The 13,839-nt window shown below is 39.1% G+C and carries 13 protein-coding genes; all 13 read right to left on the reverse strand.

What is annotated here, in order from left to right; translation table 11 throughout:
- Window position 1 precedes the first annotated feature (1 nt).
- On the reverse strand, window positions 2–1,447 hold the full coding sequence (locus tag ABM34_RS04285; RefSeq protein WP_048703704.1) for a BppU family phage baseplate upper protein: 1,446 nt from the start codon (window positions 1,445–1,447) through the stop codon (window positions 2–4).
- Complete coding sequence (locus ABM34_RS04290; RefSeq protein WP_048703706.1) at window positions 1,437–1,661, reverse strand: hypothetical protein; 225 nt, start codon at window positions 1,659–1,661, stop codon at window positions 1,437–1,439. Before ABM34_RS04290 ends, ABM34_RS04285 begins: the two co-directional genes overlap by 11 nt.
- Window positions 1,633–1,860 carry a hypothetical protein gene (locus ABM34_RS04295; protein ID WP_048703708.1) on the reverse strand — a complete coding sequence of 76 codons (228 nt, stop codon included), beginning with the start codon at window positions 1,858–1,860 and terminating at the stop codon, window positions 1,633–1,635. Before ABM34_RS04295 ends, ABM34_RS04290 begins: the two co-directional genes overlap by 29 nt.
- An 11-nt stretch (window positions 1,861–1,871) precedes the next feature.
- Complete coding sequence (locus tag ABM34_RS04300) at window positions 1,872–3,680, reverse strand: phage tail protein (protein WP_048703709.1); 1,809 nt, start codon at window positions 3,678–3,680, stop codon at window positions 1,872–1,874.
- Window positions 3,680–4,408, reverse strand: a complete 729-nt coding sequence (locus ABM34_RS04305) for a phage tail domain-containing protein (protein WP_048703711.1) — start codon at window positions 4,406–4,408, stop codon at window positions 3,680–3,682. Before ABM34_RS04305 ends, ABM34_RS04300 begins: the two co-directional genes overlap by 1 nt.
- Window positions 4,405–9,357, reverse strand: a complete 4,953-nt coding sequence (locus ABM34_RS04310) for a phage tail tape measure protein (RefSeq protein ID WP_048703712.1) — start codon at window positions 9,355–9,357, stop codon at window positions 4,405–4,407. Before ABM34_RS04310 ends, ABM34_RS04305 begins: the two co-directional genes overlap by 4 nt.
- 198 nt (window positions 9,358–9,555) lie before the next feature.
- Window positions 9,556–9,891, reverse strand: coding sequence for a phage tail assembly chaperone G (gpG, locus tag ABM34_RS04315; RefSeq protein ID WP_048703714.1), 336 nt, complete (start codon window positions 9,889–9,891; stop codon window positions 9,556–9,558).
- Window positions 9,892–9,986: 95 nt separating this feature from the next.
- The gene (locus ABM34_RS04320) at window positions 9,987–11,693 is read right to left on the reverse strand and encodes a CotH kinase family protein (protein WP_048703716.1); all 1,707 of its coding nucleotides are present in this window, start codon (window positions 11,691–11,693) and stop codon (window positions 9,987–9,989) included.
- 63 nt (window positions 11,694–11,756) lie between these two features.
- On the reverse strand, window positions 11,757–12,350 hold the full coding sequence (locus ABM34_RS04325; RefSeq protein ID WP_083988263.1) for a major tail protein: 594 nt from the start codon (window positions 12,348–12,350) through the stop codon (window positions 11,757–11,759).
- Between the two features lie 53 nt (window positions 12,351–12,403).
- On the reverse strand, window positions 12,404–12,814 hold the full coding sequence (locus ABM34_RS12915; protein ID WP_053084445.1) for a hypothetical protein: 411 nt from the start codon (window positions 12,812–12,814) through the stop codon (window positions 12,404–12,406).
- On the reverse strand, window positions 12,811–13,182 hold the full coding sequence (locus ABM34_RS04335; protein WP_048703719.1) for an HK97-gp10 family putative phage morphogenesis protein: 372 nt from the start codon (window positions 13,180–13,182) through the stop codon (window positions 12,811–12,813). The genes ABM34_RS12915 and ABM34_RS04335 overlap by 4 nt, the downstream gene beginning before the upstream one ends.
- Window positions 13,182–13,499, reverse strand: a complete 318-nt coding sequence (locus tag ABM34_RS04340; protein ID WP_198141161.1) for a phage head completion protein — start codon at window positions 13,497–13,499, stop codon at window positions 13,182–13,184. The genes ABM34_RS04335 and ABM34_RS04340 overlap by 1 nt, the downstream gene beginning before the upstream one ends.
- Window positions 13,500–13,510: 11 nt before the next feature.
- Window positions 13,511–13,828 (reverse strand): head-tail connector protein, encoded by a 318-nt coding sequence (locus ABM34_RS04345; protein WP_048703724.1) that lies wholly within the window; start codon window positions 13,826–13,828, stop codon window positions 13,511–13,513.
- Window positions 13,829–13,839: the final 11 nt, after the last annotated feature.

Raw genomic sequence — 13,839 nt, forward strand, 5'->3', positions numbered from 1 at the left:
ATTAGCCCTCTTCCTTAGTGTGGTAGTTAACGTTAGCATCATGAGATGTACTGCTGTATTGTGCTTCTGTACCAAACCAATCGCTGTGGAATCCTGCATCGTAGTTAGCTTGCTTAAGGTCGGCGGTCTTAAGGTAATCCTTGAGTGCTGTAGCAATCAATGCATTAACGTCTGCTGACTTAAGCGTTCCCGCCACTGCTGTGGAAATAGCTTTATTCATATCCACGGTGGTAGTGTATTTACTCAAGTCAATCAAGCTATTAAGCTCGGTTTTTTTTACATAGTTAGTTGCCACATCAGTCTTCTTAATATAGTTAGCATCAACGTCAGTCTTCTTAATATAATTATTGTCGATATTCACGCTGGTCATGTATTCGGTTAGCTTAGTAAGTGGAACGTAAGCGGTCAATGCTGTCTTGTCGGCTTTACTTTCCACAGCTGTCAGTGCCTTATTAGCTGTGGCATTAGCTGTGTCAACATCAGCTTTAATTTGTGGGACGTTGATGTCTGCTACACTCTTAGATACATCAGCCAGTGTCTGATTCAAACTAACAATTTTATTATCTATTCCATCAATGTCACTTTGCGCTGTGGAAATATTACCCTTAACAGTATTTAAAGCACTGTCAGAACTGGCTTTCATATCGGCTAGCTTCTTGGTCAATTCAGCCTGCATAGACTTCATGTAAGTTTCATTCTTAGCAGTGAATTCATCATGTAAGCTGTCTAGCCACTTGTCGATATCAAGTATCTTCTTATTTAACTGGTCAACAGTAGCTTGCAAGCTATCGGCGACAGTCTCGGCATTGTCTTGCTTAGTCTTTAACTTGGCTATCTCTGTGTCAGCTTCCACACCTTTTTCTTGCAACGTTTTTACTGTTTTATTGACATCCGCAACTGCTGAATTAAATTCACCTTGATATGCTTCTTTAGCTTCATCTAATGTACTATTCAAGGAATCTTTAATAACTTGAGCGTAATCAGTGTTTTCAATCTGTGCCTTGAGTTCATCAAACTTCCCCTGCCATTCATTAATAGTCTGTTGCCAAACTCGAGTTAAATCGTTGAGACCTGGAATATAGTCCGTGGAAGGACCATGGAGCGTGATACTTGGATGAATGTTAATTTCAAAACTTTCTGTGGACACTGATTTATTAATCAAAAAATAAGCATTGACCACATGCCCGCTGGCGGTGGTTAAATTATCGTTGACCTTGTAAGTGATAGTGTTGCCACTTACTGTAGCAGGGTCAGTAGCCACTGCTGTACCGTCAGGCTTTTGTGCAAAAAACTGTGCTGATGTCATACCAGAATAATCTGCACCATTGTCCAAAATGGTAGCCACGATAGTAGCAGTGCCACTATCCCCTTCACGCAATCCAATTGGTGAATTGATAGTATATTTAGCCTTATTTACGTCCAGAGTTATTGGATATCTATTCGCCATGGTCTTCACCAGCCAATTCTTTTACCATTGTACGGAACGCATCAAAGTCTTTTTGCTCTGCTTCTTGTTCACTAGCTGATAGTTTGTCCATTTGTGATTCATTGACATTAACAGAGCCATCCGAGTTAATTGTCCCGTAGAATTGTGCTAACATCACGCCACCTAGAGTGGATGTTCCATTGAAATTAATCGTCTTGTGAGTTTCTAGAGCCATTGTCATCATCTTCCTTTCTTAATGATTCTGGGAAAGCATCAGGAAACTTGTTGAATAGGATTTTTAGTAGTTCTTCGTCCTTATCCAATTGTGCCTGCATCATTGCTTTATCTTTGATCAGTCGCATGTTCTCGTATTGAACATTTTTCAATACATCTTCTAGCGTGATACTGTGTAGTGCTTCTAAATTTAATTCCATTGTTTACGCTCCTATCCATCTATTCCCTTACCAGCAATTCGCCAGTCACCAGATACAGATGAATTAATAATTCTGGCAACTAGGTAACTACCGTTCCAAAATAAACTAACTCCAGAATTTCCAAATCTAATTTCATCATGTACAGTTAATGTTCCTACGTTGTTGATGTTTCCGTGGTCAGTACCCATATTTAATCCTGGTGTACTAATTCCATACGCACTATTAATAACCGTCTGATGTCCTTCGCTGTTACGTGTCGTATAGATAGAACCGGCCGAACCAATATTCACACCATTCATCTGTCCACCATTAATTGTTGCACCTGTGATAGTTACAGACGTGAGTGCTTGAGTACTAATTTTGTCGGCGTAAAATCTACCATCAGCACTCATACCAGTAATGACTGTACCGTTATTCTTGTGGAAACCCATGCCATGGTCATCAATCAACAGGTAACCGTACGGCGTGGTAATCTCCATTTGTGTAGCTTCGGCAAGCGTGGGAATCCAGCGAATTTTGTTGTTACCACCGGAATTCATGAAGTTAGTTATATCTCTCTGCGTTGACTGAACTTTTTCTGTGACTGCTTTCTGGTAGTTCTCAAGCATTTCTTTTTGCTGTCTGGTAAGGTCGTTGACATCATCAATCTTGTCGTTTGTTTCATCAAATATTTTATTGATGTCATCCTTTTGGTTAGCAAGTGCATCATCAGATCGTGCTTTGTTATCGTCAGCTTTTTTGTTGGCGTCAGATATACGCTTGTCTAGATATCTAAAAATAGTCTGCTGCACTGTTCCGGCTTTCAAACTCGTGTTTATCATCTTGTCGGGATCAAACGTCCGTTCAGTCACAGTCTGTTCTGTAGTCAAATCGTAATCGGGGTCATAGATACGGGCTGTATCACCAACTTCGGCAATCTTGGCACGCTTGCTGTTACTACCCGCACTATCGATAGTTATCGTGTAGGTCGGTAAATCAATGCCAGGGTTCTCTTCAAAATATCGTTCTGATATATCAATCAAGTCTGGGATATTCTCCACACGACTTGAGTAGTCAATATACTTACGGTGTGGAAGATTATATTTTTCCTTGTACGGTGAATTAACTTCTGGAGCATATTGTTTGTGGTTCTGTGTTACATGCGTTTCATCTCCAGTCGTTCCTTCGGTATCCTTCATGGTGAACCAGCCTACTATAGAAGTAGTTAGCTTATCGATATTCTTTTCGATAGACACGCCAGAGATATTTTTACCCCTACGCAAGTCAATTGAATTACCAGTGTTATAACTTGTTAACTTCATGTTATTGCCCTTGCGGACGATACGACCATTAAAAATAGAGGCTAACGAATTGTTAGCACCTACCATAATTTGTCCTGGGTTCTGGTTAGAATAAGTGACGTCAGTCTTACCAGCATTCTTACTGATGTCAGTACTGTACGTAAACGACTGTGATGGCAAGTCTAACTTATCTCTCATCTCTGATATAATGGCGCTCGCCGTTTTATAATCTGTGGTTAGATCTCCACGCATATAATTGTCGTTCGTCATCATAGTGATTTGGTTACACGTCACAGTCATTGTTCCAGGGTTCTTTGTGTCTGTTTTAGTGATAATAAAAATATCGCTGTCGTTAGCATTGACGGCGATACGAACAAACATTTCTGGTTTTACTAATTTAAAGTATTTTGAATTTCTAGTAATAGTAAATGTTGCCGTGTACTCACCATTAAGCACCTCATGAACTGACTGATTATATGCATCAGAGATTGATCCAACAACGTCCTTTGCTTTGTAATCTCGATATAAAATAGGTTTCATTAAATCGTCCTCCATCTAGGATATACGACTGCGTTACCCGCTGTAATGGTTACGATACCAGGTGGCAGGCTTGGGAATTCTTGACCCACGTTGAAAGCATTCTCAACAATAGTATTACCGTTGTACACGTCTTGCTGTGATTCTTCGCAATCGACCCAAGCACCACCAGAAGGCAGTGGACCAAACGTGTAAGGCTTGCCATTAATAGCAATCGTGGATACTCCAGAATTAAGAATGTGGATCAATGGACGGGAAGCATAATTAAAGCGATTAAACGTTTTAGTAGTACCCTTCACAGTTACTGATTCATCTGGACGGTACTGCTTGAATGCTTTGGCTGTGAGTTTTATCTTAACTTCTGAATAATAACTTGTTCTTGTTAATCTACTAGATGTAACAACTTCTGCGTTAGAAATTAAATACTCATAGTTAGGTTCGCCGTAATGCATGAAGCTGATATATTTATCAGTGTCAAATGCTGAATACAGTGCTGACAAACGCAATGTGCGGTCTTCTTCATCATAGGCACGAACAATTATATTGAGATCTATCTCTCGATTATCATAAGCACCTTCATCTAGAATGATTTGTTCGTTTCCACCCTCAATAGATATGAGGGATTTTTTTCGTTTTGGGATATTGATGGTTGGGTAGTTCTCAAGTATTGCGTGTAGATCTTCAATACCATTTTTACCATTAATATAAAAGTTACCTTTTTTTAAAATCATGCTATTGAACCACCTCCAAATGCAGTACTTTGATTATTAAACATCTCCCTGAATTTTTGTTCAATGATGTCAGCAGTTTGTTGACCTATTTGCTGACCATCTCCACCAGAACCGTTAACAGTTACGTTAACTTTGATATTCTGATTGTTTACTAACTTACTGTTATCAGAATTATTGGTATTTGTCGTACTGTTCGAGTAGTCAGTCAGTCCAGAATTCAATGTGGTAAAGTCGTTGACCACCTTGGAATATCCTGGTGTTCCGTTTGCATATTGCTTGATACCGCTAAACATTCTGCTAGTTTCACGAGCAGGGACAACTTGCGAATGCTTTGGAAGTGCAACCATGATATTACGTCCTTGTGGAATAAATTGTTCGCCAGTTGGAAGTTTGATCAACTCACGGAACATTGAACCACGTTCATCATTGACCATTGCAATTTCTTCACCAGAATCGTTAGTACCTTTGGCGTGTCGGAATATTCTAGAAACAACTGTGACGAACGAGTGAACTACTGGACTTTGTCCATTCCATCTTAAAATAGCCCTAATAGCTGAACTTGCTGGTCCAGAAGATTTATCATGACCTTTATAGTACTTGTCTTTTTCTTTTTTGTCATTGTGTCTTTGGGTGGCATTTTGTGATTCTTTAGAAGCTTGTTTGTTATTTGAAGCATCACCTTTGTAGTCCTTGCGGTCTACTTTTTTATCGTTGTGTCTTTGGACGGCATCCGTACTTTCCTTGGACTTCTTTTTAACGTCTTCAGCATCACCTTTAAGGTTCTTCTTATTAGCTTTCTTTTTGTTGTGCCGATTAATAGCATCCTTGGCATCATTTACAGCACCTTCAAGTTCAACATCATTACCGCCAAGCTTCTTAACAATAACTTTTTTGCCATTGTAATCCACAACAGCTTTTTCACCATTTTTGGTTTTATCAAGAATATCTTGATTCTCCGCAACTAGTTTCTTTCTATCTGCTTTTTTCATGTTCCAGCGAGTAAGTGTATTGCCTGCATCAAAAAATTTAGCCATTGCATCATCTGAATTAACAATGATGTTCTTTTGCTTCTCTGGCATGTCATTGAACGATACGTATGAGCCAACTAAGTTACCCAAATCTTTGGCAGAATTGTCAGTATTAATAATTGCATCTTTTTCATCCAGAGTTAAGCCATCCCACGTGCCAGCCTTTACCATTGCTGCAACAACTGGTGCTGAAGCTTTATCTTGGATAATTGCATCATGAGCCTTAACATCTAACCCGTTCCACAATCCTGCTTGATAAAGTGGCTGAACAAGCTTGGCAGTTGCCTTATCATTCACGATTGCATCCTTATCGTCCAAACTCAATCCTTGCCATACTCCTGCTTGAACCATAGCTCCAATCAATTTACCAGTTGCATCATCATTTATAACTGCGTTCTTTTCATCAAGCGTTAAGCCATCCCATTGTCCTGCATCAATCAATGCATCCACAATTTTACGGCTGGCCTTGTTATTAATGATTAAATCTTTTTGGTTGGGAGTAAGATCGTTCCATTTACCAATATTCTTCAATTGGTCAACAACTTCTGCATTACCTTTACCAGTAATAACAGCTTCCTTGGCGTGCATGCTTAACCCATTCCACGTGCCTGTTTGAGTAAGTAAATCTACTAAATCTTTCTCACCAGAAGTATTAACCAATGCTTGCTTGTCTTTCATGGACATATCGTTCCACTCGCCCGCATTGATCATAGCGATAGACAATTCTTTTTGACCTTTGGCACGTACAATTGCAGTTTGTTGTTTTGGTGTGAGTTTATCCCAGTTGTCAATATGCTTTACAACCTTAGTTAGATCTTCATCACCTTGTACACGAATCATTGTTTCCTTTTCTTTCCAAGGAAGGTCATTCCAACGTCCAGACTGTATTGCTGCTTCACCAATCATTGACTTAGCATTTGATGTGATTTTTGCATGTTTAAGCTCGAATTGAAGTTGTGCCCAACCCATACCAGTCTTGGCTGTATCGTTGATAGTTTTTTGTGCATCAGTCTTGATTCGTCCAGTCTTAGGGTCAAGGACCATTTTATTCCATTGCTCGCCCGCTGACTTCGTGACCTTAGACATCTTAGAAGCTGTATCAGCAATACGTGAATTTGATGTGGAAATTGTGTCAGCATTCTTTTTTGACTTCTTAGTTACCTCATCATAGGATATGCCATATTCTTTTAAAGTAGCCTTAATATCAGCAACACTATGGCCAGCTTGTTTTGCAAGCTCAACGTATTTCTTACCTTGCTTGTCCATAGAAGTACTATGTTCGTCACTCAACTTACTCATAGCTTTTTGATAATCTTTTTCACTGATCAATCCCTGTTTTCTAAGGTTTTTGATCATTGAACTTTGCTTTTTATACTCTGACTGTTCTTTCTTAAAAGCACCCTGTAATGTTTTTACACGCTGTCCAGCTTGAATTGTGGTTAGTTTCTCCACATCAGAATTCAGAGCTTTTTCAACTTCTGTTTTCTTTTTACCGGATATTCCAAGAAGTTTGATCTCATCATCATTCATTTTTTTCTTGGAATTTAGAATGTATTGATTTTCGTCATCAGTGTACCCACGGTGTTTTTTTGCAGCATTTTTAACAATGTCATTAACGTTGTCACTAGTTTGCTTAGCGTTCTTTTTAATTTTCTCATTGTTTTTCTTTTGCTTTTCCGCAGCTTTACCAACTATTTCAGCAACATCATCTGGCAATCCTTTTAGGCCTTCGGTAAGTTTCTTATTAGCGTCATCAGCTGTTTGACTAATTTGGTCAGACATGCCTTTAAATGACTTACCAATAGAACTTGCGCTCTCACTGGCATTATCATCAAATTCTTTTAATGCTTGACTTGCTTGGCCATTAAAATCTTTCATGTGGGTGAGTGCTGTATCGGCTTTCTTACCAACCGTAGTTCCCCACTTGCTGGTTTCAACGCTTGATTCCCAAGCTTGTTTACCCCACGAATTCCAAGCCCAAACACCACCAGCGACTGCAGCAACTACTCCTGCAATTCCTAATGCAACCGGTCCAGACATTAAAGCAAATCCACTTGCTGCACCTGCGGCACCTTCCATGCCTCCCGCTAATGTTGCTGCGCCACTTGCACCTTCGACTGCTGCGCTGCCAACTGTAGTAGCTGCTTTAGCAGCAGTTGCAGTTTTACCTGCAAATAGAGTAGCACCTTCAGCTCCTGAACTAAACATAGACAACAGTTTTGTTCCTGCACTTGATGTCCGATTAAAAGCCACCATTGTATTTCCAATTCCCTTGGCCAATAGTCCTACCGAACCTGTAGTTACTTTACTAATCGTCCCTATTCCTTGCATTGTTTTTGCAACAGGTCCAATTGCAGCAACTAACGCTACTGATTTCAATATTGTTTGTTGTTGAGAATCGTCTAATTCAGCAAATTTCTTTACCACATTAGTCAAATCTTTGACCAGTGGCATAAGTGTAGGTGTCAATTTCTCACCAACTGTGATAGCTAAGACATGCAATGATTCTTTAAATCTTGCAATTTTGGAAGCTGATGTATTGTTCATGGTGTCAGCAATCTCTTTAGTCGAACCACTGGCTTCTTTAGTCTTCTTGGTCAAGTCGGTTAAAGCACCACCACCTTCATTGATAAGTGCATTCATACCTGCTTGTGCTTCTGTACCAAATGCCATAGCAACGGCACTGGCTTTTTGCTCTTTCGTCCAACCCTGCGTATTGGTTTTGATCTTGTCCAATATTTCGGGAAGTGTGAGAGAGTGATTTTTAAAGTCTTCCACATTAATGCCAAGTTCTTTAAATCCTTGAACGTTCTGTCTACTTGGCTTCATCAAACGTGTCAATGCTGAACGCAATGCAGTACCAGCAACTGAACCTTCAATACCTTGATTACTCATCAAACCAATTGCTGCTGCAGTCTCTTCAAGCGAGATACCAGCAGAATGAGCAGTAGGACCAACGTAAGTCATGGCATCACCCATGTCAGTAAATCCTGCAGCAGTTGCATTAGCTGTATAAGTCAAACTATCAGTAACACGTTCAGTGTTTTTAAGCATTCCTGCAGTGCTGTTAGACTTCAAGCCAAATTGTTCAAGTGTTGAAGTTGAAACAGTCATAACATCATTGAAGTCGTCACCAGAAGCTTTGGCAGCATTCAATATGGAAGGCATTGCTCCCATTGTTTGGTTAGCTGAATATCCACGCTTTACAAGCTCTGTCATACCAGCATTGATTTTATCAGTTGAAACACCATACTCTGTTGCCCATTTCTTACTTGCATCAGACATTTGTGTCATCTCTGATTTAACTTGAGATGCACTCTCACCATTAGCTTTCAGAAGTGGTGCAATATTAGCGATCTGTGAATTAAAATCAATAGCTGATTTAGCAGCATAACCAAAACCTGCTACAATTGGTGCAGTAACTCGTGTAGTCATGGTATTACCAATGGAACCCATCTTGTCACTAAATCTACCCATCTTGCCACTGACTTCAGTTAGCCTAGTTCCAACCTTGTAAAAGCCATTTTCCTGCAACGCAATCTGTTTATTTGTTTTGCCCATTGCAGCGTCCAACTGCATCATGTTTGCCTTTGTCTTATTGACTTGAGCAGCGGCGTTTTGTTGTCTACGTGTTAGCTTCTCTTGTTCCCCGGACGTCGAGGCTGTTTGTTTGGACAATCTAGCGTAAGTTGCTTCTTGCTCTTTTAATCGTGCTTGATAGTTTCGCATTTGCTGTTGCATTGTGGAATAGTTAGCTTTCAAGCCATTTAAACTATTGCCGTATGCTTTAGCGGCAGCATCTTGAGTTTTTAAAGCAGCGTTTGTATTTTTGATCGTGGAAGTTAGTGCAGCAGAAGATTGTTTAAACGGGTCAATGTTTAACGTGACCGTTGCAGCTAAATGTCCTAAGCTTCCTGCCATATTCTAACCCCTCTCTTTAAGCAAACAAGAACGGGAACGCTCTATCGATAGTAGTTTCTTTCTCTTCGTAAATATGGTTCAACCTGTGGACATCGTCCATAGTCATTTTGTCTAAATCAGACAACTTGTAATCCTGTTGCATCATACTTTTGTAAAAACTATCGATATTATCGAGCGAATCCGTAAGTGATTGCTTTGTTATTTTTTTGCTTTACCTTCGTCAACTTCATCATCGTTAGGTGTTCCCAGTGCATCATCAATAGCTTTGGAAACTTCTGTCATAGCCTTTCCATCAGCACCGTTTAAAACATCTTGACGTGAGAACTGGTTGTTCCAGAAATTAACAGCAAAATCGGCTACTTCTTCTGAATTCTTTAAAAATTGTTTATCGGTTGGACCATCATCATCTTGATACATAGCCACTTGATGTTGCTGTAAGATCAATGCTCTTGTGATTTCCTTCAAATATGGTGGCTCTGTTCGTTTAAATTCTTCTAACTTGCCATCAATTCGCAATTTAATTTTATATACCATTGATTTCTCCTATAAAAAAGCCGAGACATTTCATCTCGACTTAATTAGTTTATTCCGACCGCCACCGCTACCAGACAGGGAGTATGCTGTATTTCTTAAACTGTAAATTCAGGTACGTCTACTTTCGGACTGTCTATATTTTCTTCTCTATAAATCAAATAGTAATCACCCGTATTTACTTTTGTACCAGACGTTAGTCCAGTGATTGTTATCTCTTTTGAAGCATCAGATTTTGACACTTGATTTCCAGATTTATCAAACAATATCAAAGACTCATTATCTCTATTAGCATATTGTTCTCCATCTTTGATATGAACCCCTTGCTCATCTGACTCAACGGAAACCTTATCCGGTGGCAAGATATTTTTATTAGAGTTTTCATATCCTCCAGGAAATCCATTTGCATATTGTCTTGCAACAATTTTAAAACCATCTTTAGCTTGCTGATCCATAAAGTTAAGACCGTCATCAATGCCTTGCTCAATTTGTTCATAGGTGGCGTACTTGCGACTTGGAATATCTGGCCATACGTTTTTATCCAATGTATAGCCATATTCCCCAACCTTGGTTTTAAAGTCATCTAGAATTTTTACGATGTTTTCCTTTGTAAACACATTTTTGCGCAAGTCATTCCAACGTTTAACAGCGACGTCCGGATAACTAAGGAACGCAAGTTTTAACAACTTGTTTCCAACTACCCAGCCTTTTCTTGAATAATCAGTTAATCCACCGAAAGTTAGATCAAACGCTCCATCCATATCATATGGGAGCATGAAAAACATTTCTCCATTTAGAGACAAATACCCAACATTGTTACAAACATTGTCTTGTGCATTCATGAAGTTCATTAGTAAACCATAATCAATGACATTGTAAATGTTATATCGCTCGCCATAATTTTGTTTAAACGAGTCAAAACCATAAAATTGAGTAAACGCGATCCAATTATAAACTGCTTGTTGAGCAGTAGTTAGACGATCACCTTCATCTGGAGTTTCAAGTTTGAAATCACCAGATGAACCATCAAGCTTAGCATTGACGTCCCAACCCATTGTGACATTACCCCAGCCTTTGGCATTCATCTGAATTGCCTTTATATCTGTGTCTTGTACATTAGTCATTTCGGTAGTGTTATCAAGATTAAATGTATAAAGTCCCATGAATTCATCATTTATACGTACTTCACATGGAAAACCGTCGATTGAACCGTACATTCCGTTTGAAGCCAGTTTTTTATACACGTCGTCTTGTCCCAAAATATCAACCGTACTTGGGTCCGCCATTACCTGCTTCCACAGTTTTGCTCCCACAATATTTCTAACATGCGTTGAATCAACGTAGTCAGCTTTCAATACATATTTATTTGTGGCATACCACTCATCAGAAACCTGTACTGGTTTCTTTGTGGAATATGTGTCATCAGTATAGATTTTCATAGAGTAATTTTTCTTTGAATAATTGATTGAACTCATACCTTGCCAACCAACTTTAACAAATCCTTCAAAGTTATATTTATTTGAAGGATCAGTATATTTCACAGAAAGCTCTTTCTTATCGTCTTTCGACATACCTGACACGTCTCCAAAAAATTCCACTAGCGGGAGAGTCATTGTTGATTGAGTGACATATGTTTCTGGCACATCAATTTCCGGACTTTCTCCGGCACTATTTTTGTATGATGCTTTAAAATCACCATTCTCTATTTTTGTACCTGCTTGAATGTCACTCGTAAAAGACACCGAGTCACTTTCAGATTGAGCGATGATTTTTCCATCTTTTTTAATAATCAATTTCTTAGACATTAATCATCACCTCCAAGTACGTTAATAGTTATTTGACTATCATTTGCTTTAATTGACGCCTTTTTAGGCTTTACTGGGAATTTCGTCTAAGGCCTTCAAATCATCTTCACTCTTAGCAAATACGTATTGTTTGAATGAAGCAAGATCAAACTCTTCACTGTCTTCACGACCGATAATAACCATCATGCCATCATCAGCATCTCCACGTGGTGCAAACGTACCAGTTGATTCATCTGCTTGTGGATCTGGTGTTCCGTCAACAGTCTTAGTATCGATACCTGGAAGTGAGAACTTACCTTTGAGCATACCAACCCAAACACCTTTTCCATCTTCCATCTTAGTCTTGAATACTACGGCGATATCATTAGGTACAAGGTTCTTGTTGTACAATTCAACGCCTTTCTTAACATTGATACCAAACCAATCTTTACGTGCATCTGATGTAATATCGTAAATTTTTACGTCTAGCGTTGCTTCTGAAATACCACCAGATAAAACAACGTAAGGACCATCATCAGCTGCGATCGATTTCAATTCATTTTTTAGGTCCATCTTAACTTCTGTTAAGCCTGGAAGTGCTTTCTCTTCACCAGGTACAAAATCATCTTCAACTAATCCATAACTGAAATGTGATGCACCAAATTTAACTTTTCCCATTGTTAATACCTCTTTATTTAATATTTTTTTTGCATAAAAAAAGGACTTACTGATTAAGCAAGTCCTTGAAATTCATAATTACTTTGGACCATAAGTAGGTCCGTCATGTCTGGATCGGTAGCACGATATTTGTAGTAGCGTTCAAATCCAAATGAACGCATTAACTTATATATCAACCGTTCCATATCAACTGATTCTTGAGCTTTAGTTTTAACTATCCAGAAATCTATTTGAAAACGTGGATATTCGATAATTCGTTCATCATCAGCATAGTCAGCCAAGTCACCTGGGATAGATGTAATTCTTATCCACGGTGCATTCTTATTCTGAACAAACGAATTGACTGGTGTACCCACAAATATTGGATTATTAGATAGTCGCTTACCTCTTACATCATTCATAAAATCAGTCAATGAAGTGCTTTGGTTTAAAAACTTATATACGTCATATTCTGAAATTGTCATACTTGTAAATTATCCTTAAAAATTTGTAGTACTTGACCACGTGTCTGTTCTTGAGTTTCCTCAATAAAATGCTGTGGCTCTTGCTTAGATGTGCCCGAGTTAGGAAAGTGAGCAATTGGACCTTTGACCTTGTCATAACCAACTGGTGCTTGATATTCACCAGTCTTAATGGACACGCTACCAACTTTCATATGTTGTTTAAGGTGTCCTTTACCACTGTGGTCAATTGGTGAAACTGGGGTGTTTTCTGCCAGTTGCTCGCCAAAAAATCTAGCGCCTTCACGTACTGACTTTCTAGCTTTCCTATCAAATCCAGCTTCTAATGTTTTAACGTTATTCAACATCTCTTCAATACCTGTGACTGGCATTATTCCACCGCCTTACAAGCTATCTTTGTGACATTTCGTTTGTCATAGTCTGGATCAATACTATCTATCCCATACTCTTTGCCACGCCAAATAACGTGCCACATGGAATCAATAGGAATACCAATCTCAAACTTGATAGCAAAATTAGGCGATTCTTTACGTATCCCAACTTTAGTAGACGGGTCACGAAATTCCCGCATTGGTGTGTTTAACAGCTCCGCCCAGCAGGAATATTCCGTGGTTTTCTCTTCTTCGGTAGGTACGCCAAATTCTGTAACACCTGGCTTTTTAGAGATGAATTCAATACGTTCAGTCATGTGTGTCAATCTCATTGTTCATCACTCCCCAATTCGGTACGGAGCTGATTAATAACATTAACGACCGTTGTATTTTGCAACGGAAACCGCATGACTTCTGAACCCGTACCACGATAGTAGTAATCTTCTTCCACGTACTTCATCAGTGCCACGAAAAAACGGCTATCCTTAATGAGTTCAGCGGGAGTGAGATCAGTGTCAATAGCTCGTGCAATCTCCATTGAGCCAGAATCAACTAACTGTTTTAAAACATCATCATCAAATGATTGGTCAATTTTGCAGTAGTTTTTTAACGTTGCAAATTGCTCTTCATTAAGTAGGTCTGTCATAAGCTAGCCCC

The sequence above is a fragment of the Companilactobacillus ginsenosidimutans genome (assembly GCF_001050475.1).
Classification (GTDB): domain Bacteria; phylum Bacillota; class Bacilli; order Lactobacillales; family Lactobacillaceae; genus Companilactobacillus; species Companilactobacillus ginsenosidimutans.

What these genes read in the sequence shown, in the direction of transcription:
- ABM34_RS04310 (WP_048703712.1), bottom strand. Translation starts at nt 9,357, where the DNA reads ATGGCAGGAAGCTTAGGACATTTAGCTGCAACGGTCACGTTAAACATT.
- gpG (WP_048703714.1), bottom strand. Translation starts at nt 9,891, where the DNA reads ATGGTATATAAAATTAAATTGCGAATTGATGGCAAGTTAGAAGAATTT.
- ABM34_RS04335 (WP_048703719.1), bottom strand. Translation starts at nt 13,182, where the DNA reads ATGCCAGTCACAGGTATTGAAGAGATGTTGAATAACGTTAAAACATTA.
- ABM34_RS04340 (WP_198141161.1), bottom strand. Translation starts at nt 13,499, where the DNA reads ATGACTGAACGTATTGAATTCATCTCTAAAAAGCCAGGTGTTACAGAA.
- ABM34_RS04345 (WP_048703724.1), bottom strand. Translation starts at nt 13,828, where the DNA reads ATGACAGACCTACTTAATGAAGAGCAATTTGCAACGTTAAAAAACTAC.
- ABM34_RS04290 (WP_048703706.1), bottom strand. Translation starts at nt 1,661, where the DNA reads ATGGCTCTAGAAACTCACAAGACGATTAATTTCAATGGAACATCCACT.
- ABM34_RS04320 (WP_048703716.1), bottom strand. Translation starts at nt 11,693, where the DNA reads ATGTCTAAGAAATTGATTATTAAAAAAGATGGAAAAATCATCGCTCAA.
- ABM34_RS04295 (WP_048703708.1), bottom strand. Translation starts at nt 1,860, where the DNA reads ATGGAATTAAATTTAGAAGCACTACACAGTATCACGCTAGAAGATGTA.
- ABM34_RS04305 (WP_048703711.1), bottom strand. Translation starts at nt 4,408, where the DNA reads ATGATTTTAAAAAAAGGTAACTTTTATATTAATGGTAAAAATGGTATT.
- ABM34_RS04285 (WP_048703704.1), bottom strand. Translation starts at nt 1,447, where the DNA reads ATGGCGAATAGATATCCAATAACTCTGGACGTAAATAAGGCTAAATAT.
- ABM34_RS04300 (WP_048703709.1), bottom strand. Translation starts at nt 3,680, where the DNA reads ATGAAACCTATTTTATATCGAGATTACAAAGCAAAGGACGTTGTTGGA.
- ABM34_RS12915 (WP_053084445.1), bottom strand. Translation starts at nt 12,814, where the DNA reads ATGACAATTTCAGAATATGACGTATATAAGTTTTTAAACCAAAGCACT.
- ABM34_RS04325 (WP_083988263.1), bottom strand. Translation starts at nt 12,350, where the DNA reads ATGGGAAAAGTTAAATTTGGTGCATCACATTTCAGTTATGGATTAGTT.